Source organism: Azospirillum mesophilum (genome assembly GCF_053470405.2).
Genome location: NZ_JBPXMQ020000033.1, coordinates 1 through 22,780, shown reverse-complemented (window position 1 = coordinate 22,780; position 22,780 = coordinate 1). Strand labels below are relative to the sequence as shown.

Below are 22,780 nucleotides of genomic sequence, written 5' to 3'. Positions count from 1 at the left end.
TCCGTACGGGCGAAAGCTGTTGTTGGAGACCACCATACCCATTTGCGGATCAGGGATTCTTGACGTCCGTCAAACGCCCGCTGCCATTACGCTTTTTCCAGCTCGTCCACGAAGCCGCGGATCACGCCCAGCCCCTTCTGCCAGAAGGCGGGGTCGGAGGCGTCCAGCCCGAAGGGGGCCAGCAGATCCTTATGGCGCAGCGTGCCACCGGCCGACAGCATCGCCAGATACTTCTCCGCGAAGCCCTTTTCCGCCTCCTGGTACACCGCGTACAGCGAGTTCACGAGGCAGTCGCCGAAGGCGTACGCGTACACATAGAAGGGCGAGTGGATGAAGTGCGGGATGTAGGACCAGTAGTTCCGGTAGCCCTCGTCGAAGCGCAGCGCCGGACCCAGGCTTTCCGTCTGCACGGCCATCCAGATCTCGCCCAGCCGCTCCGCCGTCAGCTCGCCCTGGGCGCGTTCCGTGTGGACGCGCTGTTCGAAGTCGAAGAAGGCGATCTGGCGGACCACCGTGTTCAGCATGTCCTCGACCTTGGTCGCCAGCATGATCTTGCGGCGCTTGGGGTCGGTCTCCGCGTCCAGCAGGGCGCGGAAGGTCAGCATCTCGCCGAAGACCGACGCCGTCTCGGCCAGCGTCAGCGGTGTGTCGGACAGCAGGTGCCCTTGGCGGCCGGCGAGGATCTGGTGCACGCCGTGGCCGAGTTCGTGCGCCAGAGTCATCACGTCGCGCGACTTGCCCTGGTAGTTCACCAGCAGGTACGGGTGCACGCTCGGCACCGTGGGGTGGGCGAAGGCGCCGGGCGCCTTGCCGGGGCGCACGGGGGCGTCGATCCAGGCGTTGTCGAAGAAGCGCTTGCCGAGGCTCGCCAGCTCCGGCGAGAAGCGCCCGTAGGCGCCCAGCACGAGGTCGCGCGCCTCGTCCCAGCGGATGCTGCGGTCGGCATCGTCGGGCAGGGGCGCGTTGCGGTCCCAGTAGTCCAGATGGTCCTGGCCGAACCACTTGGCCTTCATGGTGTAATAGCGGTGGGACAGGCTGGGGTAGGCGTCCTTCACCGCCTTGACCAGCGCGTCCACCACCTCGTCCTCGACGCGGTTGGACAGGTTGCGGGCCGAGACGGGGCGCGGGTAGTTGCGCCACTTGTCCTCGATCTCCTTGTCCTTGGCCAGCGTGTTGGTGACCAGCGCGAACAGGCGGATGTTGTCGCCCATGACGCGGCCGACCACGGCGCCGGCCTCCTTGCGCACGGCCGGGTCGCGGTCGGACAGGCGGTTCAGCGCCTCCGCGCAGGTCAGCTCCTTGCCGCCGATGGGGAAGCGCAGGCTTGCGATGGTCTCGTCGAACAGGCGATTCCAGGCGGCGCGGCCGACCACGTACTTTTCATGCAGCAGCCGCTCCACCTCGTCGGACAGCTGGTGCTCGCGGAACAGCCGCACGTCGCGCAGCCAGGGGGCGTAGCGGGCGAGATCCTTGGACGCCTTCAGCTTGTCGGCGAGGTCCCGCTCGTCCAGCCGGTTGATCTCCAGCGTGAAGAAGACGAGGTGGGTGGAGATGCCGTTCACCCGCTCCTGCGCCGACTGGTAGAACTTGGCGATGGCCGGGTCGACCATGTTGCCGTTGTAGACCAGCCCGGCGAAGGACATGATCCGCGACAGCACCTCGTCGATGCGCTCGTACTCGCGGATGGCTACGGCGAACCCATTGCCGTCCAGCCCGGCGAGCTTGCCGGCGTAAGTCCCGTGGAATTGCTTCGACGCGCTTTCCATCCGGTCCAGGTCCGCCTTTAGCTCGGGCGCATCCATGCCGGGATACAGGTCGCTCAGGTCCCAGGAGGGCAGGGCACCCAGATCGGGGCCGTCGCCCTTGGCCAGGGCGGTGTCCGGCATGGTCGTCTTCAGCGGGGCGGCGCTGCGCTTCATCAATCCCTCCGTTCGGTGCCTGGAAGGGGATATAAGCGCCGCGCGTGCCGTGGGGAAGGTTTGGTTGGGAAGCCGTGCCGGGGAAGGCTCAGAGTTTGTGCCTTGATAGGGAGCTTGTTCAGAAAGGCCCTAGCTTTAGGACGCGAGGTTTTAGAACACACAATGCACGTCTCTCGACCGTCATCCCCGCGAAGGCGGGGATCCAGAAAACTCCCCACACAAGTGCTTAATCGGCCTGGATCCCCGCCTTCGCGGGGATGACGGGACAGAATGGTGGTTGCCCATTGCAGGCGGCGTTGAACGGCTAGAGTGAACGCTTATGCGCAAATTCCTCGCCCATAAACCAACAGGCACTCAGCCGGCGGGCTCGTCCTGCGCGCGGCGGATGGCCGCCTCCACGCATTGCAGGTGCAGCTTCTTGCGGGCGAGCTGGCGGGTGCGCCGCTCTTCCAGGTCGGTCGTTGGCATCGCCTCGATGACGCAGCCGCGCCAGCCGTTGGCGTCCAGCGCGCGGGCGACCTCCGCATAGCCGAAGTAACCCTTGTCCGGCTGCTCCCAGGGGGCACGGAAGTCGGCGCGGCGCAGCACGAAACGGTTGGACTGGCTCGACCCGCCGAGGTTGGTCAGCCGCGCCACGATCAGCCGTTCGCCGTTCGGGTGAACGACGGTCAGGATCGGGCGGATTCCCGTGATGGGCGGGTCGAGGCTCATGCACGCATGCATAGCGCCCCAACGGGGGATAGGCCAGCAACAAGGGTGGGCCGGGGAAAAGGACTTTTTCGAACGCTTGTCCTTTGGTCGAGGTGACAGCGCGCCGCGCCAGGGCTACCAATCGGCAAACAACAAAAGTTTCTGGGGAAACGCGCATGGCGACTTTGGACAAATCGACCGCGGGGGCCCGGGGCGCGACCGCCTTCGGCACCGGCGGGGCGCGGGTGGCCGCGCTGACCGCCGTCGCCATGCTGGCCTTCGCCGCGAACTCCGTCCTCTGCCGGTCGGCGCTGGCCCAGACGGCAATCGACCCGGCGACCTTCACGCTGGTCCGCATCGTCAGCGGGGCGGCGACTCTCGGGCTGTTGGTCCTGGTGACGCGGAAGGACCGGAAGCTCGGCGGCTCCTGGGGTGGGGCAGCGGCGCTGCTCGCCTACGCGGCGGCCTTTTCCTTCGCCTATGTGTCGCTTTCGGCCGGGACCGGTGCGCTTCTGCTGTTCGGGGCGGTGCAGGGGACCATGATCGTCGCCGGCCTGTTGCATGGGGAGCGGATGGCGCCCGCCCAGTGGGGCGGCCTGCTGCTGGCCTCGGCCGGGCTGGTGGTGCTGGTGGCGCCGGGCGTGTCGGCGCCGCCCCCGGTCGCCAGCGCGCTGATGCTGGCGGCGGGTGCCGCCTGGGGCGCCTATTCCCTGCTGGGCCGGCGCAGCGGCGCCCCACCGCTCGTCACCACCGCCGGGAACTTCCTGCGGGCGTCGCCGCTGGCCCTGGTGTTGGCACTGCTGCTGGCCTTGCCCCTGTCGGGAAGCCTGAACCCGGACCCGGCCGGGCTGGTCTACGCGGTGCTGTCCGGCGCCCTGGCCTCCGGGATGGGCTACGCGATCTGGTACGCCGCGCTGCCCGGCCTGACGGCGGCCCGCGCGGCGTCCGTGCAGCTGAGCGTCCCGGCCATCACCGCCGTGGGCGGCGCCCTGCTGCTGGGCGAGTCCATCACCCTTCGCTTGGCGCTGGCCTCGGCGGCCATCCTCGGCGGCATTGCCCTGGTGATTCTCGGCCACCGGCGTCGGGTGTAAGGCCTCTCTGCCAAAAAAGAACGAACGGTCGTGTTGCCACTCGCCCGCCGCCGGCCTAGCTTCGCCGAAACGGGAGGACCGCCATGGGCAAGGGTGAGCGGACGCGGGAACGCATCGTCGATGCGGCGCTGGAGCGGGCGAGCGTGGAGGGGCTGACCGCGCTGTCCATCGGCGACCTCGCCGCGGCGGTCGGCATGTCCAAAAGCGGCCTGTTCGGCCATTTCGGCTCGAAGGACGCGCTTCAGGAGGCCGTGCTGGACGAGATGCTGACCCGCTTCCGCGCGGTCGTGTGGGAGCCAGCCTCCGGCGAGCCGCCGGGCGTGCCCCGCCTGCGGGCCGTCTTCTCGAACTGGCTTGTGTGGGTGGAGGGGTTTCACCTGCCGGGCGGCTGCCCCATCGCGATGGCCATGGTCGAGTTGGACGACCGGCCCGGTCCCCTGCGCGACACGCTCGCCAAGCGGCAGAAGCGCTGGATGCAGGCGCTGGAGGACGAGTTCTGGGTCGTGCAACTCACCCGGCGGGAGGAGGAGCGGGACGACCCGGCCCTGCTGGCCTTCGAACTGCACGGCATCGTCCTCGGCTACGGCGCCGCCCGCCGCCTGCTGCGCGACCCGCGCTCCGGCGACCTCGCGCGCGCGGCCTTCGAAGGGCTCCTCGCGCGCGCGTCCGGCCTGCCGACAGCCGGGTAAATCGGCTTTAAACCCGAACGTTCGTTCTTTTTCCAAGAGCACGATCGTTCGGAAACGCAAATTGCAAGATTTCCTCCAAGAAGGGGGTGCGACCGCCCGCCGCACCTTCCGGAATGCCCTTTGCAAACCGGGTCACCTTTGTCGCAGATTGGGGGTGTCGCGCGACCGTTCATTGCGCGGCTGCGGAGAAACGTGAACCAAGACAAAATATAAGGGACGCCCCATGAGCCAGAGCTCAGCCGATCTCTACAACCAGATGCACGCCCGCTCGCTGTCCGATCCCGAAGGCTTCTGGGGAGAGGCGGCCGAGGACATCACCTGGATCAAGCGCTGGGACAAGGTCCTGGACGACAGCAACGCACCCTTCTACCGCTGGTTCACGGGCGGCGTGCTGAACACCTGCTACAACGCCGTCGACCGCCATGTGGAGGCCGGGCGCGGCGACCAGCCGGCGATCATCTACGACAGCCCGGTCACCGGCACCGTCCAGACGATCACCTACCGCGAGTTCCAGGATCAGGTGGCCCGCTTTGCCGGCGCGCTGCGCGCCCAGGGCGTGGAGAAGGGCGACCGCGTCATCCTGTACATGCCGATGATCCCGCAGTCTCTGGTCGCCATGCTGGCCTGCGCGCGCCTGGGGGCGGTGCATTCCGTGGTGTTCGGCGGCTTCGCCCCGCACGAGCTGGCGACCCGCATCAACGACGCCAAGCCGAAGGCCATCGTCTCCGCCTCCTGCGGCATCGAGCCGAACCGCATCGTCAAGTACAAGCCGATGCTGGACGCCGCCATTGAGCAGGCGGAGCACAAGCCCTCCAGCGTCATCGTCTACCAGCGCCCGCAGGAAACGGCGCCCATGATCGCCGGCCGCGACGTGGACTGGGCCGAGGCGGTGGCGAAGGCGGAGCCTGCGGAGTGCGTCCCGGTCGCCGCGACCGACCCGCTCTACATCCTCTACACTTCCGGCACCACGGGCCAGCCGAAGGGCGTCATCCGCGACAACGGCGGCCATGCCGTCGCGCTGAAGTGGACGATGAAGAACATCTACAACGTCGAGCCGGGCGAGGTGTACTGGGCGGCGTCGGACGTGGGCTGGGTCGTCGGCCACTCCTACATCGTCTACGCGCCGCTGCTGCACGGCTGCACCACGGTGGTGTTCGAGGGTAAGCCGGTCGGCACGCCGGACGCCGGCACCTTCTGGCGCGTGATCGAGCAGCACAAGATCGGCACGCTGTTCACCGCGCCGACGGCCTTCCGCGCCATCAAGCGCGAGGACCCGAACGCCGAACTGCTGAAGAAGTACGACCTGTCGCACTTCCGCGCCCTGTTCCTGGCCGGCGAGCGGTCGGACCCCGACACGCTGCACTGGGCCGAGGACAACCTGAACGTTCCGGTCATCGACCATTGGTGGCAGACCGAGACCGGCTGGGCGATTTCCGGCAACCCGCTGGGCGTGCACCTGTTCCCGATCAAGTACGGTTCCGCCACCCGCCCGATGCCGGGCTGGGACGTGCAGATCCTGAACTCCGAGAACAAGGAAGTGCCGCGCGGCGACATCGGCGCCATCTGCGTGAAGCTGCCGCTGCCTCCGGGCACGCTGCCGACGCTGTGGGGTGCGGACGAGCGCTACAAGAAGTCGTACCTGTCCGACTACCCGGGCTATTACCAGACCGGTGACGCGGGCTTCATCGACGACGACGGCTACGTCTACATCATGTCGCGCACCGACGACATCATCAACGTGGCCGGCCACCGCCTGTCCACGGGTGCCATGGAAGAGGTGCTGTCCAGCCACAAGGACGTCGCCGAATGCGCGGTCATCGGCGTGGCCGACGACCTGAAGGGGCAGGTGCCGCTGGGCTTCCTGTGCCTGAAGGCCGGCGTGACCCGCCCGCACGAGGAGATCGTGAAGGAGGTCGTCCAGCTCGTCCGCGAGCAGATCGGCCCCGTCGCTGACTTCAAGCGTGCCGTGGTGGTGGAGCGTCTGCCGAAGACCCGCTCCGGCAAGATCCTGCGCGGCACCATGCAGAAGATCGCCGACAACCAGGACTACAAGGCTCCGGCGACCATCGACGATCCGGGCATCCTGCCGGAAATCGCCGAGGCTCTTCAGTCGCTCGGCTACGCCAAGACCCACCAGGGCGCCCAGTAAGGCGCGCTGTTGCGAAAAGCCCCTCCTCCGGTCCGCCGGGGGAGGGGCTTTTTTCTTTTGGGTCGCTCAGGTCTTCTCCAGCTCCTTCAGCGACTCTTCCAACTCGTCCAGGCGCGCCTGCTCCGCCTCCAGTTCGGCCAGCGCGTGGCGAGCATTGGTCAGTTCCAGGTCCAGGTTTTCGCGGCGGCGCCGGATCATCTCCTCCAGCGGGGTCAACTCGGCCATGGCCAGCGCCTGGCTGATGGCCGCATTGCTGCCGCCGCCCAGCGCCAGCCGGACCATGCGCACGGTCGGGCGGATGCCCTGCGCCTCCAGATGGCGGGCGGTGATCAGGATCTCGATGGTGTCGTGGTGGCGTCTCATGGTGCGGTGCACCCATTGTCGCCGCGCTTCATGCAAAACCGCTCATAAATCGTCGGGCAGCGGCAATTTGCCACAATGGCGCAATGGGTATACCTCATAGGTTCCATCCGTCCCCGAAAGCGACCGTTTCCCAATCGTAACGACCCAATGCGCGCGCCCTCCGGGCAAGGGTCTGCCTCGATTCCGCCGAATTTTTGCTGCACGGCCATCAAAGTCTGGAATAAACGAAAGGCGGCGTGCGTTCACCCAGGCATACCGGGTCCTCTCGGTCCTCTGCCCTGGGATGCGACGCCGCCTGTTCCTACCTGAAGGAGCGCCACAACAACCCGTGGCGCCGCCGGAAACAATCGGGTGCGCGGTTGAGCAAGTTCGGGGTCGAGCTGGAAGTCCACATCGCGTCGCTGCGCCGCTACGCGCGCGCACTGCTGCGCAACCGGGCCGATGCGGAGGATCTGGTGCAGGAGGCGTTGACCCGCGCGGTGGCGCGGGCCGACACCTTCAAGGCAGGGACGAATCTGCGGGCATGGCTTTTCACCATCCTGCACAACGTCCATGTCAATCAGGTCCGCTCCAAGGCCGCGCGGCCCGACGAGGTCGACGTGGACTCCGTGGAGTCGAAGCTGGTGAGCCAGCCCCGGCAGGAGGAACGCGTCGAACTGCGTGAAATGATGCGCGCGCTCGACGAACTGCCGGAGGAGCAGCGCAAGGTGCTTCTGCTGGTGGCGCTGGAGGGCCTGAAGTACGAGGAGGTCGCCGAGATGCTCGGCGTGCCGATCGGGACCGTCATGTCGCGCCTCTCGCGGGCGCGCGAGGCGGTCAGGGCGAAGCTGGCGAACGAGGGTTCGGTTACCCTCAGGCGGGTGAAGTGATGAACGCGCATCGGGTTACGGACGACGAACTGCACGCCTATGTGGACGGCCAGCTGGACGGGGACCGCCGGCTGATCGTGGAACGATGGCTGGCCGACGACCCCGACGCCGCGCGCCGGGCGGAGGATTACCGCGCCCAGATGGCGCTGCTGCACGAGATTTTCGACCCCGTCCTGCGCGAGCCGGCCAGCGACCCCGTCCACGACCTGACGGAAAAGCTGCGCGGCCGCGTCGCCGGCAACGACAACGTCCCGTCCTGGCACGCTCGCCCGTGGGTCCGCATGGCCGCCGCGATCATGCTGGTGGTGGCGGGGGCCGGCGGCGGCTGGATGGGCCGCGGCGCCGTCAACAGCTCCCCCGCCGTGCAGCAGCGCCAGGCGCTCCAGACCTTCGCCGAGGAAGCCACCCAGGCCCACCGCTTCTACACCTCCGACGAGCGCTTCCAGGTCGAACTGGGCGCCGACAACCAGGACGAGCTGAACAGCTGGCTGTCCAAGCGCGTGGGGCGCGACGTGTTCGGCCCGGACCTCGGCAAGGTCGGCTTCCGCCTGATCGGCGGCCGCTCCCTGCCGACCGACCTCGGCGCCGGCGCGCAGTACATGTACGTGAACGACGCCAACAAGCGCGTCACCCTGTTCGTCGGCGCCCCCCAGGCCGGCAACCCCGCCAAGTTCGGTTTCGCCCAGAACGGCGACGTGGCGACCATCTACTGGGTCGAAGGCTCGCTGGCCTACGCGCTCGCTGGCCGCCTGTCCAAGGAGGAACTGCTGGGCATCGCCGAGGCCGTCTACAACGACGTGAAAGCCGGCAACCCCGCCCGCCGCGACCCCCCTCCGCAGAACCAGCAGCCCCCGCAGGACCAGCAGCAACAACAGGACCAGCAGCCGAACGGCGTCCAGCCGATCAGCGACACCCAGAAGCCCAAGGACAGCTGAGGCGTTAGGTTTGCCGGGGGGGGGGGGGGGGGGGGGGGGGGGGGGGGGGGGGGGGGGGGGGGGGGGGGGGGGGGGGGGGGGGGGGGGGGGGGGGGGGGGGGGGGNTTGGTTTTCCCTCGAGGCCCCCCCCCCCCCCCGCTCCCCGCCAAGGGCCGATGTGGCCCTTGGAACCCAGGACTTTGCGGGTGTTGAATTGCCTTTTCCTGATGGGGGTGGCTAGGTTATAATTCCTGCCATCAAAGGTCGAGCTTTGCCCCATGCAACATCCGGTGAATTCGCATCGCATGAGGTTGCATTGGTCAACGACATGCGACGGCCGCATGGCCCCCGTTCGGCCACTGTGCATTCGATGCACAATGTCAGCTTACCAACGGTGCCGTATAAAGCTCTGATCCTGTTCTTGAAATGGCGCCTATTGCCCATTGTGCAGATATAGCCCCCTGCACAATCTGCACAACGGCGCCCAATGGTCTTTATGCGTCAGGCGCATAACTCAAAACAATGGGTTCCAAGGGCCATCCGGCCCTTGGTGGAGAGCGCGAGAGGCAACACCTCTCGCATGCGCCCCCTCTTACCGCAGCACGCGCAGCCTCCGGAACGGCACGGTTTCGGTGTCGTCGTTTTCGAAGGTGACGAGGCAGCCGCGGCGATCCTCCTCCTCGACGGTGGCGGGGTACCAGACGCCGTCGTCCTCGGCGAGCACGATGGCGCCGGAGCGGCAGTTGGTCACCGGCACGCCGGGGCCGCTGGCGGTCCAGGGGACCATGCGGCGGCGGACCACGTCCTCGTCCTGGTCCTCGTCGTAGTCGTCGAAGCGGACGCGGCAGGTGCTGGGCCGGTCGCCGGGGCCGAGGGTCGAGGCCGGGTACCAAGCGCCGTCGGACAGCACGAAAAAGCGCTCGTCCGCCGCGCAGCCTGCCGACGCGGTTCGGGCCGGCTTCGACGGTTCGGGCCGCAGGGACGCCTCCCGCAGCGATGGCTCAGCAGCGCGCGGCGGAGGGGCGGGGGTGCGGTCGGCGTAAGCGTCTCCATCGCCGGCGAAGCGGGCGCCGGGGAAGACCGAGGCGATCCAGGACCGGACGCCGGAGACGCGGACGAACCAGCTGTTGTCGCCGTACTGGGATTTGCCGTCGCCGGACGTGTTGATGCCGACGACCACCCAGCGGTCGCCGAGCGGCATCCAGGCGGAGCCTCCGCTGTCCCCCGCGCCCAGCAGGCCGGCGTAGCGCGACACCGGGCGGCGGGCTCCGGTGATGGGGTTCTCCAGGTGGCCGTCCTCGCGGGGCAGGAACACGCTGAGGAAGTTGCCGGGATCCTCCTGCCGGACGCCGCCCCGGCGAAGCGGCACCGCCTCGTCCACCACGCCCTGGGCGGCGGCCTTGTCGGTGCCCCGGTTGAACCGCTCGTCCTCGCCGACGGAGCCGATTCCGCGCGTGCCGAAGCCGATGAAGGTGATGGTCTTCCCCTTCTCGGCGGCTCCGGCGTAGAGCAGGGGTGGCGGGCCGGCGTCCGTCACCGGGCGGGACAGGCGCACGATGGCGACGTCCACGCCGGTGTGGTCGCCCTCGGTCTCGTAACCCTGGTGGATCCACACGCGGTCCCCGCGCAGCACGCTGCCGCCGTCGGTGCGGAACCGCATCTCCGCCAATTCCGCCTCGTCGAAATTGTGGGCGGAGGTCATCACATAGCCGTGGGCCTCGTCGTTGCCGATCCAGGTGCCGGAGCCCACGCCCCATTCTCGGCCGCCGTCGGAGGACAGCGACACCAGCGAGCGGAACTGCGGCTCGTTGGCCAGCCGGATGTGGGCACCGAAGCCATCGGCCTCGCGCCCGCGCGCGCCGCCTTCCTCGCGCCACGCGCTGTCCAGGATGACCACGGCGGGCAGGGGTCGTGGGGTCAGCACCCCGGCGGCGAGCAGCGCCAACGCGACGCCGGTGGATCCCGCCAAGTTCCGCATGCATCCCATCCCTAAACCGCCCATCCCCAAGCCGCCGGCGTTGCGCGTCCGCCGGCTCGGCCTATACCACATTCCGATGGGAAGTGCGTTGCCGTTGCCGTGTGGTGTACAACCCTGCTTCGGCGTGACGAAACGCTGGAGGCCTCGGGACGTGAACGGTGTTGTCGACCTGATCCGCGCTGGCGTGACCGCTTTGCAGCGGCGCGAAACCGCCCTGGCGGCGGACCGGGTGCGGCGCGCGCTGACGCTGGCCCCGGACCATGGGGAGGCCTGGAACATTTTGGGCGTCGTCCGCACCTCCGGCGGCGACGTGGTGGGGGCGGAGCCGATGTTCCGGCGCGCCGTGGCCTGCGCGCCCGGCAACCCCGGCGCGGTGCGCAATCTCGCAGAATGCCTGAAGCGCCAGGGGCGCGCGGCGGAGGCTCGGGACCGGCTCTCGGAGGCGGTCGGGCGGGGCGTGCTGGCGCCGGACCTCGTGACTGACTTGGCCGACCTGCGGCTTGCCGAGGGGGAGGCGCCGGCCGCGGTGCCGCTCCATCGGCTGGCCCTGCAACTCGCCCCGGACCACGCCCGTGCCCTGAACAACATGGCCGAAGCCTTGACGCGGGCCGGGCGGGCCGACGACGCTGCGGTGGCTTTGCGGCGTTTGGCCGTCCTGCGCAACAACGCCTCCTCCTGGGCGGCGGCGGGGGCGGCGCTGGTCGGGGCAGGGCGTCAGGAGGAGGCTGCGGCGGCCCTGCGCCGGGCGGCGGCGCTGGATCCGGCGGTGGCCGCCGAGGCCGCCTCCGTCTGGGCCAACCTGGGCTTCGCCCATCTCGACCGCCACCGGGCGGAGGCGGCCGAAGCCGCTTTCCTCCGCGCCCTGCGCCTCGCCCCGGACCTGACGGAGGCCGAGGTCGGGCTGGGCGGCGCGCGGATGCTGGCCGGGCGGCTGCGGGAGGGGGCGGCCAGTTACGAGGCGCGGCTGCGGCTTCCGCAATTCCAGCCGCCGCGGCGGTTCGACCGGCCGGCCTGGGACGGGCGGGTTCGGGCGGGGGCGACCCTGCTGATCCACGCCGACCGGGGGCTTGGCGACGCCATCCAGTTCATCCGCTACGCACCGCTGCTGCGGGCGCGGGGGATGCGCGTGGTCTTCCTCGGTCCGTCCGGCCTGCTGGACCTGATCCGCGCGTCGGGGCTGGTGGATGCCGCGCATGACTATGACGGACCGCTGCCGGACCACGACGCGCACGCCCACGTCCTCAGCCTGACCCACCTCATGGGGACGGAGTTGGACGGTATTCCGGCGGACATCCCCTACCTGCGCGCGCCGGAGGAGGCTGTGGGGCGCTGGGGCGGACGGTTGGCCGGGCTTCCGGGGCTGAAGGTCGGGCTCGTCTGGGCGGGGGCGGCGCAGTTCCGGTACGACCGCCAGCGCTCGCCGCGGCTGGAGCCGTTGCTGCCCCTGACCACCATTCCGGGGGCGAGCGTGGTGGCCTTGCAGGTCGGGCACGGGCGGGAGGATCTGGAGCGCTTTCCCCTGCCCGAAACGGCGCTCGACCTGGGGGCGGAGCTGCGCGACTTCACCGACACCGCCGCCGTGGTGGCGGGGCTGGACGTGGTGGTCAGCTCCTGCACCTCCATGGCGCATCTGGCCGGAGCGATGGGGAAGCCGGTGGCGGTGCTGCTGCACGCCGGGTCGGAGTGGCGCTGGCTGCGGGAGCGGACGGACTCCCCCTGGTACCCGACGGCGCGCCTCTACCGCCAGACGGTTGCCGGCGACTGGTCGGATCCCGTGGAGCGCCTGCGCCGCGATTTGACCGCGCTGGCGGAGCGAAACGACCCCTTGCAGGATCGGCCATGACGGCGCTTTGCGTGACCGGGGCCAACGCCCGGTACTTCATCACCGCCCTGGCCTTCCTGGAGGGGCTGAGCGACCGCTTTCCGCTGGAGCGGGTGCGCGTCTGCGATTTCGGCCTGACGGATGGGCAGCGGGATTATCTGCGCGCCGCCGGTCTGCTGCTGGACCGGCCGACGATCCTTCCCCCGGATGCCCACCCTTACCTGTGCAAGGGCCATTTGTCGGAATATTGCGCGGGTGAGGATTGGGACAGCCTGCTCTGGCTGGATGCCGACATGATGGTGGGCACCCTCGACCTCACCGTGGCCGGGTCCTTGGCCGAAGATCTGCGGCGGTCCGGCAGGGCGCTCGCCGCCACCGGGACGGTGGACCGCAAGACGGTCGGCGGGATGATGGAGGAACTGCGGACGGGGGGCCATTACGTCGCTCCGGCGGAAGACCTGCTGCGCGAGCGGGGCGTCGACCCGGGGCTGCCCTACCTGTCGTCGGGCCTGATGCTGTGGGTGTCGCGGGGGCTGCTGGCGCACTGGGCGGTGACCTGCCGTTCCGTGCCCCAGCACGCGCTGTGGGAGCAGAATGTGCTGAACGCGCTGGTGCTGCCCGATCCCACGAGCGTGGAGGTGCTCGATGCGCGCCTGTGGCAGGTCTATGACGAGGCCTTGGCCGAGGTGCGGATGCCGAACCCGCTGGACCGGCACGGCTTGGTTCTGGATGGGCGTCCGGTGATGACGGTGCACGCCTCGTCCCGGAAGGCGCATCACCTGGACGCCGACCTTGCGCTGAATTTCGGCGAGCATGTACTGAAGGGCTATCTGCGCACCTTCGCCAACCCCGCCCTTCAGCAGTGCCAGCTGCGGAACCTGGCTGCGGCCGTCACCCGCAACCGCGCCGCTCTGGCCGAGATCGGCGTTCTGCAACCCCGTTGACGTTCCGGGTTCCAAGGGCCGTCCGGCCCTTGGTGGAGAGCGCGAGAGGCAAAGCCTCTCGCCCCCGATTCCTTGCTTACTCCGCCGCCATCGGCTGCGGGGTTGCCGGCTGGCGGAAGGTTGCCAGAAGCTGCGCCTCGCGCGCCTTGGCCGCCTCGACGTTGCGGTTTTTGACGTGACCGTAGCCGCGCATCTCCAGGGGCAGGCGGGCGATCTCGACGGCGGTGCCCAGGTTGTCGCGGGTCAGGCCGTGCAGGACCTCGCCCATGGTGGTCTCAAACTCCACGATCAGGCGGCGTTCCAGGCGGCGTTCCGGCAGATAGCCGAAGGGGTCGAGCGGGGTGCCGCGCAGGCGCTTGCCTTTGGCGAGCAGGCCGAGCGCCTTCAGCATCCAGGGGCCGAAGCTCTTCTTCTTGGGCTCGCCACCGTTGCCGTCGGTCTCGCCCAGGACGGGCGGGGCCATGTGGAAGACCAGCTTCCAGTCGCCCTCGAACATGCGGCCGACCTGCTCGACGAAGCCGGTGTCGGTGTAGAGCCGCGCCACCTCGTACTCGTCCTTGTAGGCCAGAAGCTTGAAGTAGCCGTGGGCCACCGCCTCGGTCAGCTTGGTGGAGCCGGGGACCTTCTGCGCCTCCACGCGGCGGGTCCAATCGACCAGCGCGTGGTAGCGGCTGGCGTAGGCGGCGTCCTGGTAGTCGGTCAGGAAACGGGTGCGGCGCTCGATGGCCTCGTCCAGGCTGCTCGACGCGCGGCGCTGGTCGAGGATGAACAGGTCATGCGTCACTTCGGCCGGCGGGGTCGCGGCGGCCTCCACCGCGTCGAGGTCCACGGCGGCGCGGCGGCCCCAGTTGAAGGCGTCGGTGTTCATCTTGACGGCGACGCCGTTCAGCTCGATGGCTTTCAGGATGGCCTCCGCCGTGATCGGGATCAGGCCCCTCTGCCAGGCGTAGCCCATCAGGAAGGGGTTGGTCGCGATGCTGTCGCCCAGCAGCGCGGTCGCCAGCTTCGTGGCGTCGAAGGCGTCCACGGCCCGGTCGCCGCAGGCCTTGCGGATGTCGCGGACGAGGTCGCGGACGGGCACGGTGAAGTCCGGCTTCTTCAGGAAATCCACGGTGATGGTGTCGTGGGTGTTGATGACGGCGCGGGTGTGGCCGCTCACCATCTTCGACAGGGCGTCGCCGGCCGCCGCCACGATCAGGTCGCAGCCGACCACCGCGTCGGCCCCGCCCGCCGCGATGCGGACGGAGTGGATGTCGTCCGGGCTGTTGGCGATGCGGATGTGGCTGGTCACGGCGCCGCCCTTCTGGGCGAGGCCGGTCATGTCCAGCACGCCGACGCCCTTGCCCTCGATGTGGGCGGCCATGCCGATCAGCGCGCCGATGGTCACCACGCCGGTGCCGCCGACGCCGGTGACGTAGATGCTCCAGGGCCGGTCGATCGCGGGCAGGGTGGGCAGAGGCTGATCGGAGACATCAGCGCCCCCATTCGCCATCTTGGTCGCGGCGGCGGGCTTGGGCTTGCGGAGCTGCCCGCCCTCGACCGTCACGAAGCTGGGGCAGAAGCCCTTGGTGCAGGAATAGTCCTTGTTGCAGCTCGACTGGTCGATCTGGCGCTTGCGGCCGAACTCCGTCTCCAGCGGCACGACCGACACGCAGGAGGACTTGACCGAGCAGTCGCCGCAGCCTTCGCAGACCAGCTCGTTGATGACCACGCGCTTGGCCGGATCCACCATTTTGCCGCGCTTACGGCGGCGGCGCTTCTCGGTGGCGCAGGTCTGGTCGTAGATCAGGACGCTGACGCCGGGGATCTCGCGCATCTCCTTCTGGACGCGCTCCAGATCGTCGCGGTGCTCGACGGTGGTGAACTGGGGAAGGGTGTTGCCGATGCCGTACTTCTCCGGCTCGTCGGAAACGACGGTGATGCGCTGCACGCCCTCCGCCCGCAGTTGCTGGGCCAGGGACTGCACGGTCAGGGTGCCGTCCACGGGCTGGCCGCCGGTCATGGCGACGGCGTCGTTGAACAGGATTTTGTAGGTGATGTTCGCCTTCGACGCGAGCGCCTGCCGGATCGCCAGGATGCCGGAGTGGTAGTAGGTGCCGTCGCCGAGGTTGGCGAAGATATGCCTCTCCTCGGTGAAGGGGGCTTGGCCGACCCAGGGCACGCCCTCGCCGCCCATCTGGGTGAAGGTGTCGGTCTTGCGGTCCAGCCACGTCGCCATGTAGTGGCAGCCGATGCCGCCCAGCGCGCGCGAGCCCTCCGGCACATGGGTGGAGGTGTTGTGCGGGCAGCCGGAGCAGAAGGTCGGCTTGCGGATCACGCGGGCCTGATGGGCCTTCTGCTTCTCCTGCGCGTCCAGGAAGGCGACGCGGCGCTTCAGATTCTCATTGTCGATGAAGCGCTCCAGGCGGCGGCCGATGACCACGGCGATCTGGGCGGGGGAGAGCTCGCCGGCGGACGGGAGGATCCACTCCCCATGCTCGTCGAACTTGCCGACAACCTTCGGGCGCACGTCCGGGTGCCAGTTGTAGAGCTGTTCCTTCAGCTGGTTCTCGATGACCGCGCGCTTCTCCTCAACGACGACGATCTCCTCAAGGCCTTCCGCGAAGTGGCGCACGCCGTCGCGCTCCAGCGGCCAGGGCATACCGACCTTGTAGACGGTGATGCCCCAGTCGGCGGCCATCTCCTCGGTGATGCCCAGCTCGTCGAAGGCTTGGCGGACGTCCAGGTAGCTCTTGCCGGTGGTGACGATGCCGAAGCGCGGGCGCGGGCTTTCCATCACCACGCGGTCCAGCTTGTTGGCACGCGCGAACGCCAGGGCGGCGTACAGCTTGTGCTTCATCAGCCGGTATTCCTGCTCCAGCGGCGGGTCGGGCCAGCGGATGTTCAGGCCACCGGGCGGGATCGGGAAGTCGGCGGGGATGATCGGGCTGACGCGGTGCGGGTCGATGGTGACGGAGGCCGAGGTGTCCACCGTCTCCGCGATCGTCTTCATGGCGATCCAGCAGCCGGACCAGCGGCTCATCGCCCAGCCGATCAGGCCATAGTCGAGGATTTCCTGCACGCTGGCCGGGTTCAGGACCGGGATCATGGCGTGCATGAAGGCGTGTTCGGACTGGTGCGGGAAGGTGGAGGACTTGGCGTTGTGGTCATCGCCGGTCAGCACCAGAACGCCGCCGTGCCTGGAGGTGCCGGCGCCGTTGGCGTGCTTGAACACGTCGCCGGAGCGGTCGACGCCCGGTCCCTTGCCGTACCACATTGCGAAGACGCCGTCGTACTTGGCGCCCGGGAACATGCCGACCTGCTGGCTGCCCCAGACGGCGGTGGCGCCCAGCTCCTCGTTCACGCCGGGCTGGAACTGGATGTGGTTCTTTTCCAGGAACTTGCGCGCGTTCCACAGATTCTGGTCGAGGCCACCCAGCGGCGACCCGCGATAGCCGGAGATGAAGCAGGCCGTGTTCAGGCCGGCCGCAAGGTCGCGCTGGCGCTGCATCATCGGCAGGCGCACCAGCGCCTGGGTGCCCGTCAGGTACACGCGCCCCTGTTCGAGCGCGTACTTGTCGTCGAGCGTCACGGTCGCGAGAGCCATCGTTCCATCCCCATGAATGCGCGGTCTGAAGACGCCGCGTGTTTTTGGTCATATATTTTTGTTCGTTAGGCAAAAAGGTAACTAGGGCTGTCGTATATGGCAACGGCCGCCGGAGGCCCCATCGCAAAAAGCAAGGAACGGTCCGGACGTCACAGCGCTGCGAAACGGACGGGCGGGAATCCCCGCACCGGCGGAAATACCCGATCCCGTCCGTCAGTCATGTTCTGGATATGGGGTGGCGCTCAGGCTGGCGGCAGGGGCAATCCGCCGGGATCGGAGCCGTTGCGTTGCGCGTCGGGCCACAGGCTCGGGTCATCGGAGCCGCGCAGGGTCAGGGTGCGCACCATGGACCGCAGGGCGCGGACCAGGGCCAGGACGGTGGCGGCGGTTTCCGAACCGTCGCCGCTGGCCGCGATCCAGCGCAGGGCCGACAGGTGGGCCTGCACCGCTTCCCGGAAGCTGTCGGAGTCATGGTCCACCCAGGTGACGCAGGTGGACAGGGAGGCGACGACGGACACCGCACCGCCGTTGCCGGTGGCCGCCAGCTGCAGGTCGGACACGGCGTGGCGCAGGCGCGTGCCCAGCGGGTCGGTCTTCTCCAGCGCCGCCTCCAGCCGGTCGAGCGCCAGCGTCAGCCGCACGCGCTTCGGGTCGGCGGCGCGCACCGGCGGGCCGGGCGGCGGCAAGCGAAGGGGGGAGGCGCCCGTGTCGATGGCGGGACGCGGCACGGGGCTGGAGCGGGGCGTCTCGTGAACGTTGTCCGGCTCGCTGGGCGTCGGGCCGTCCGGCCGTCCGCGGCGGGGTCGGCTCAGCACCGTCTCGATGCGGCGCGCGATGGTCGCGGCCGAGGCGGGCTTGGCGAGGACGGAGTCCGCGCCGGCGTCCCAGGCCGCCCGCACGGTGGCGAGGTCGGCGTTGGCGGTCAGCACGATGATGGGCATGTCGGGGCTGAGGCTCCCCGGCGAGCGCCGCACCCAGCCGACGAGCTGAGCACCGCCCACCGGCTCCATCACCCAATCGGTGACCAGCAGGTCGTAGGGCTCGCGTCGCAACAACTCCTTCGCGTCCTGCCCGTTGCCGACGGCGACGATCTGGCCGACGCCCCACAGTTCCAGCATGTCCTTCAAGGCCCGCTGGAGCAGGAGGTTGTTTTCGACGACGAGGATCTTCAGTTGGCTCGGGTAGCGGCGCGGCATGGGCGTATCCGGACGGTTTCCAGCGGTTCGTCACGCTGAATATCCGAACGCCGCCCCGCCATTTCAGGACACGGAGACGTGTTAGCGCCAATCGGGGTCACGACCGGACGGCCCGCCTCGCCGTCCGGTGGGTGGGGGTAGGTGGAAATCGCCGATCGAACGTGGTGGAGGGTGTGCCCCGACTCTCACCGGACCAGCGCCAGATCCTTCAGCACAGCGACCTCGTGCGCCTGCTCGTCCAGCCGGGCCTTCACCGCATCGCCGATGGAGACCACGCCGACCAGATCACCGCCGTCGTCGCACACCGGCACATGGCGATGCCGGCGCAGGGTCATCATGTGCATCACATCTTTGACCGTGTCCATCGGCCGGCAGGTCTTGACCTCCTTGGTCATCAGGTCCTCGACCGTGTGGTCCAGGGCCTCGGCCCCATGGGCGGCGACGGCGCGGACGATGTCGCGTTCGGACAGGATGCCGGCCAGCCGGCCCCGGCGGTCGCGCACGACCAGGGCGCCGATGCGCTTTTCGGTCAGCATGCGCGCGGCGTGCATGACGGTTTCCGACGGCAGGATGGAGGCGACGGTGTGGCCCTTGCGGTTCAGGACCTCGGCAACGGTGGTCATGTGCTCCCTCCGTGTAAGGGTGCTTTTTCTCGACACCGGTAATGAGCGTGGAGCGGCGACGCGCAACGGCAAGCGCTCCACGAACATTAGAAAAGTCTTCATTATCTGGACGCCGCCGGCGTCAACGGTCTATGCTGGCCGCCTTGCGACGGAAGGAAGTGGTCATGGCCGGCAATTGCTGCGGCGGATCGTGTGGCTCGGCTCCAAGGGGCGGGGGACCCGGCTTCGGCCGGCAGGCGGATTACCGGCGCGTTCTGCGCATGGCGCTTCTGATCAACGCGATCATGTTCGTGATCGAGCTGGTCGCGAGCATCGACGCGCAATCCATGGCCCTGCGCGCCGACGCGCTGGACTTCCTGGCCGACGCGGCCAACTACGGCGTCAGCCTGTGGGTGCTGGGCAAGGCGATGGAGTACCGCTCCTGGGCTGCCGTGGCGAAGGGCCTGTCGCTGGGCGGCATGGGGCTGTGGGTGGTCGGCTCGACCGCCTGGAACGCCTACGCCGGCACTGTTCCGGACGCCCCGGTGATGAGCCTCGTCGGGCTGCTGGCGCTGGCCGCCAACGTGTCGGTTGCGGCGCTGCTGTTCGCCAGCCGGCGCGGCGACGCCAACATGCGCTCGGTCTGGCTGTGCTCGCGCAACGACGCGCTGGCCAACATCGCCGTCATGATGGCGGCGGCCGGCGTGTGGACGGTGCGCGACGGCTGGCCGGACGTTCTGGTCGCCGCCGTCATCGCCAGCATATCCCTGTCCGCCGCCTGGTCCATCCTGCGCCAAGCCTTTGGCGAGCTGCGCGCGTACCATGAACCCCCAGCAATGAACCCTCCGGCTCCCGCAGCGGGCAGGGCAATCGCATTTGGAGAAGACGTTCCTTTTCTATGACACTCGTCATCCCCGCGAAGGCGGGGATCCAGAAAACTTCGCACATAAGTGGCTGAAAAGGCTGGATCCCCGCCTTCGCGGGGATGACGGTGATCCTATGAATGGAAATCAGTCTCCATATGCGATTGCCCTGCGCGGCGGGCGAGGGGGCTTGACAACCGGAACGCGACCGTGGATTAGTCAGTGCCATGAAGACGATTTCGCTCTCCCCGTCGCGTCGTTGGTGGTGGCCCGTGTAACCGGGCCGGCCAGCCGACGCGCGTGAGCGCACACCCCATCGAAAGGCCGCCCGGAGGTTCCGGGCGGCCTTTTCCATGTCGGAAAGCAGGGTGTCGATCAGGGATCTCCGGGTGTCCGCCACCGACACGGACAGACTCTGGAGACATCAGCATGTATCCCGCCGATTTCCTCACCGATCCGCGACAGCTCGACCTGCTGCATTACCGCACGCAGGGCGGCCTGACCGTCACCCGCCGGGCCGAGCCACTGGACCCGGCCACGGCGCTGGACCCGGTCATCGACGCGCTCGACACCCGGCGCGGCCTGCTGCTGGGCAGTGGGGTGGAGGCGCCCGGCCGCTACCGCCGCTTCGCGCTGGGCTTCACCGACCCGCCGCTGGCCGTGACCGCGCGCGGGCGGACGGTGCGGATCGACGCGCTGAACGCGCGCGGCCGCGTGCTGCTTCCGGGCATCGCCGAGACGCTGCAAGCCCTGGAGGGGGCGGCCGGCGTGGAGGCCGCGCCCACCCGCGTCACCGTGCTGGTCCGCAAGCCCACCCACCCCTTCCCGGAGGAGGAGCGGAGCCGCCAGCCCTCCGTCTTCTCGGTGCTGCGCGCCCTGCTTGCGCTGTTCGCCGCGCCGGAGGATCCGCTGCTCGGCCTCTACGGCGCGTTCGCTTACGACCTCGCCTTCCAGTTCGAACCGATCCGCCTGCGGCTGGAGCGGCCGGACGACCAGCGCGACCTCGTCCTCTACCTGCCGGACCGCCTCGTCGCGGTGGACCCGGTGAGCGGGGTGGCCCGCCGCTTCGACTATGAGTTCGCGCGCGGGCTGTCCTCCACCGACGGGATCGTGCGCGGCGGGCGCACCCACGCCTACCGTCCGGACACCAATGCGGCGGCCGAATGCGACCACGCCCCCGGCGAGTATCAGCAGGTGGTGGAAGCCGCCAAGGCCGCCTTCCGGCGCGGCGACCTGTTCGAGGCGGTGCCCGGCCAGACCTTCGCCGAGCCCTGCGCCGACAGCCCCTCCGCCGTCTTCCGCCGCCTGCGCCGCGCCAATCCGGCCCCTTACGAGGCGCTGATCAACCTTGGTAACGGGGAGTTCCTGGTGTCCGCCAGCCCGGAGATGTATGTGCGGGTGGGGAACGGCCGGGTCGAGACCTGCCCGATTTCCGGCACCGTGGCGCGCGGGGCCGACGCGCTGAGCGACGCCGCGCAGATTCACCGGCTGCTGAACTCGGCCAAGGACGCGGCGGAGCTGACCATGTGCACCGACGTGGACCGCAACGACAAGGCGCGGGTGTGCGAGCCGGGCTCCATCCGCGTGATCGGCCGGCGGATGATCGAGCTGTACTCCCGCCTGATCCACACGGTGGACCATGTGGAGGGGCGGCTGCGTGCGGGCTTCGACGCGCTGGACGCCTTCCTGACGCACACCTGGGCCGTCACGGTGACCGGCGCGCCGAAGCGCTGGGCCATGCAGTTCCTGGAGGACACGGAGCACTCGCCGCGCCGCTGGTACGGCGGGGCCTTCGGGCGGCTCGGGTTCGACGGCGGGATGGACACGGGCCTGACGCTGCGCACCATCCGCATGAAGGACGGCGTGGCCTTCATCCGGGCCGGCGCCACCCTGCTGTCCGACAGCGACCCGGACGCGGAGGACGCGGAATGCCACCTGAAGGCCGCCGCCTTCCGCGACGCCATCCGCGGCGAACCGCTCGCCCCGGCGGTCGCCGTCGCGCCGACGACGGGGCAGGGCAAGCGCGTGCTGCTGGTGGACCACGACGACAGCTTCGTCCTCACGCTGGCCGACTATTTCCGCCAGACCGGTGCGGCGGTGACGACCCTGCGCCACACCCACGCTCGGGCGGCGTTGGCTGCCGACCCGCCGGATCTGGTGGTGCTGTCGCCCGGTCCCGGCCGTCCGGCGGACTTCGACGTGGCGGGGACGCTGGACGCGGCGCTGGCCCTCGACGTGCCGGTGTTCGGCGTCTGCCTGGGTCTGCAGGGCATGGTGGAGCGCTTCGGCGGCGAACTGGACGTCCTGCCGGAGCCGGCGCACGGCAAGGCTTCGACGGTGCGGGCGCTGGGCGGAAGCCTGTTCGACGGCTTGCCGGATCGGCTGACCGTGGGGCGCTACCACTCGCTGGTGGCGCGGCGCGACCGGCTGCCGGAGGAACTGGCGGTGACGGCGGAGACCGAGGACGGGCTGGTCATGGCGGTGGAGCATCGCCGCCTGCCCGTGGCCGCCGTGCAGTTCCACCCCGAGTCGATTCTGTCGCTCGACGGTGGGGCCGGCCTGACGTTGGTGGGGAACGTGATGGCCCGGGTGGCGTCCAGGCCGGAGCGTGCGGAGGCGGCGTGACGCCGCCTCTCCCCGGCCAGGAGTGCTGGAGGGTGGTGGTTACTCCACCATCCCCAGCGCTTCCTTGTAGAGTTCGAGGATGGCTTCCTGCTCCTGGCGGTCGGCCTTGTCCATCTTCCGCAGGCGGATGATCTGGCGGATGATCTTGGTGTCGAAGCCGGTTCCCTTGGCTTCGGAATAGACTTCCTTGATGTCCTCCTGCAGGCCGCGCTTTTCCTCTTCCAGGCGCTCGATGCGCTCGACGAAGGACTTCAGGCGATCCGCCGCAATGCCGCCGACGTCGGACATGATGGGGTAACCTCAAATTGGGGACTTGTGAAACAGGGGCGGACGATATCCACGGGCGGCCCCGATGGCAAGGGGCCTGCCGGCTCCGGACAGGGCCATTCAAAGAAAGCCGTTCTTGACGGTTGCAATGGTGGCACAGCGATCTTCGGCGCAGGCCATGCGGACGGCGGGGAGTGGGGCGCCGAAGAGATT

The 22,780-nt window shown here is 69.1% G+C and carries 17 protein-coding genes; 9 read left to right on the top strand and 8 right to left on the bottom strand.

What is annotated here, in order from left to right; translation table 11 throughout:
• Positions 1-86 precede the first annotated feature (86 nt).
• Complete coding sequence (locus ACSVC7_RS24565; RefSeq protein ID WP_448207368.1) at positions 87-1,919, bottom strand: M3 family oligoendopeptidase; 1,833 nt, start codon at positions 1,917-1,919, stop codon at positions 87-89.
• Positions 1,920-2,273: 354 nt separating this feature from the next.
• Positions 2,274-2,630, bottom strand: a complete 357-nt coding sequence (locus ACSVC7_RS24560) for a hypothetical protein (protein WP_448207369.1) — start codon at positions 2,628-2,630, stop codon at positions 2,274-2,276.
• Positions 2,631-2,785: 155 nt separating this feature from the next.
• Between ACSVC7_RS24560 and ACSVC7_RS24555 the strand changes: the two genes are divergently transcribed.
• From ACSVC7_RS24555 to ACSVC7_RS24545, 3 genes are all read left to right on the top strand, one after another.
• The gene (locus ACSVC7_RS24555) at positions 2,786-3,700 is read left to right on the top strand and encodes a DMT family transporter (protein ID WP_448207370.1); all 915 of its coding nucleotides are present in this window, start codon (positions 2,786-2,788) and stop codon (positions 3,698-3,700) included.
• 83 nt (positions 3,701-3,783) lie between these two features.
• Positions 3,784-4,389, top strand: a complete 606-nt coding sequence (locus tag ACSVC7_RS24550; RefSeq protein WP_448207371.1) for a TetR/AcrR family transcriptional regulator — start codon at positions 3,784-3,786, stop codon at positions 4,387-4,389.
• Positions 4,390-4,612: 223 nt separating this feature from the next.
• Entirely contained in the window at positions 4,613-6,538 is a 1,926-nt protein-coding gene (locus ACSVC7_RS24545) for a propionyl-CoA synthetase (protein ID WP_448207372.1), read from the top strand.
• A gap of 66 nt (positions 6,539-6,604) precedes the next feature.
• Here ACSVC7_RS24545 and ACSVC7_RS24540 read toward each other — a convergent pair whose 3' ends face one another.
• On the bottom strand, positions 6,605-6,901 hold the full coding sequence (locus tag ACSVC7_RS24540; protein WP_448207373.1) for a DNA-binding protein: 297 nt from the start codon (positions 6,899-6,901) through the stop codon (positions 6,605-6,607).
• Between the two features lie 359 nt (positions 6,902-7,260).
• On the opposite strand from ACSVC7_RS24540, the gene ACSVC7_RS24535 reads away from it, so the two are divergent.
• The gene (locus tag ACSVC7_RS24535; RefSeq protein WP_448207374.1) at positions 7,261-7,770 is read left to right on the top strand and encodes a sigma-70 family RNA polymerase sigma factor; all 510 of its coding nucleotides are present in this window, start codon (positions 7,261-7,263) and stop codon (positions 7,768-7,770) included.
• Entirely contained in the window at positions 7,770-8,705 is a 936-nt protein-coding gene (locus ACSVC7_RS24530; RefSeq protein ID WP_448207375.1) for an anti-sigma factor family protein, read from the top strand. Before ACSVC7_RS24535 ends, ACSVC7_RS24530 begins: the two co-directional genes overlap by 1 nt.
• A gap of 571 nt (positions 8,706-9,276) precedes the next feature.
• Here the strand turns inward: ACSVC7_RS24530 and ACSVC7_RS24525 are convergent.
• On the bottom strand, positions 9,277-10,662 hold the full coding sequence (locus ACSVC7_RS24525) for a trypsin-like peptidase domain-containing protein (RefSeq protein WP_448207376.1): 1,386 nt from the start codon (positions 10,660-10,662) through the stop codon (positions 9,277-9,279).
• A gap of 151 nt (positions 10,663-10,813) precedes the next feature.
• Here ACSVC7_RS24525 and ACSVC7_RS24520 point away from each other — a divergent pair, with 151 nt between their 5' ends.
• Together ACSVC7_RS24520 and ACSVC7_RS24515 are read left to right on the top strand one after the other, a co-directional pair.
• Positions 10,814-12,505, top strand: a complete 1,692-nt coding sequence (locus tag ACSVC7_RS24520) for a tetratricopeptide repeat protein (protein WP_448207377.1) — start codon at positions 10,814-10,816, stop codon at positions 12,503-12,505.
• The gene (locus ACSVC7_RS24515) at positions 12,502-13,428 is read left to right on the top strand and encodes a hypothetical protein (RefSeq protein WP_448207378.1); all 927 of its coding nucleotides are present in this window, start codon (positions 12,502-12,504) and stop codon (positions 13,426-13,428) included. Before ACSVC7_RS24520 ends, ACSVC7_RS24515 begins: the two co-directional genes overlap by 4 nt.
• Positions 13,429-13,504: 76 nt before the next feature.
• On the opposite strand, the gene ACSVC7_RS24510 is transcribed toward ACSVC7_RS24515, so the two are convergent.
• The 3 genes from ACSVC7_RS24510 to ACSVC7_RS24500 all read right to left on the bottom strand — a co-directional run bounded on the left by ACSVC7_RS24510 (position 13,505) and on the right by ACSVC7_RS24500 (position 18,833).
• Positions 13,505-17,014, bottom strand: coding sequence for an indolepyruvate ferredoxin oxidoreductase family protein (locus ACSVC7_RS24510; RefSeq protein ID WP_448207379.1), 3,510 nt, complete (start codon positions 17,012-17,014; stop codon positions 13,505-13,507).
• 242 nt (positions 17,015-17,256) lie between these two features.
• Entirely contained in the window at positions 17,257-18,210 is a 954-nt protein-coding gene (locus tag ACSVC7_RS24505; RefSeq protein ID WP_448207380.1) for a response regulator, read from the bottom strand.
• A 185-nt stretch (positions 18,211-18,395) separates the two neighbouring features.
• Complete coding sequence (locus ACSVC7_RS24500; protein WP_448207381.1) at positions 18,396-18,833, bottom strand: CBS domain-containing protein; 438 nt, start codon at positions 18,831-18,833, stop codon at positions 18,396-18,398.
• Between the two features lie 260 nt (positions 18,834-19,093).
• Here ACSVC7_RS24500 and ACSVC7_RS24495 point away from each other — a divergent pair, with 260 nt between their 5' ends.
• Positions 19,094-19,714: a cation efflux transmembrane domain-containing protein gene (locus ACSVC7_RS24495; RefSeq protein WP_448207382.1), complete on the top strand. Its 621-nt coding sequence runs from the start codon at positions 19,094-19,096 to the stop codon at positions 19,712-19,714.
• Between the two features lie 390 nt (positions 19,715-20,104).
• A complete protein-coding gene (locus tag ACSVC7_RS24490; RefSeq protein WP_448207383.1) occupies positions 20,105-22,300 on the top strand; it encodes an anthranilate synthase in 2,196 nt (731 codons plus the stop codon).
• 39 nt (positions 22,301-22,339) lie between these two features.
• Here ACSVC7_RS24490 and ACSVC7_RS24485 read toward each other — a convergent pair whose 3' ends face one another.
• On the bottom strand, positions 22,340-22,588 hold the full coding sequence (locus ACSVC7_RS24485; protein WP_014239966.1) for a DUF2312 domain-containing protein: 249 nt from the start codon (positions 22,586-22,588) through the stop codon (positions 22,340-22,342).
• Positions 22,589-22,780 lie beyond the last annotated feature (192 nt).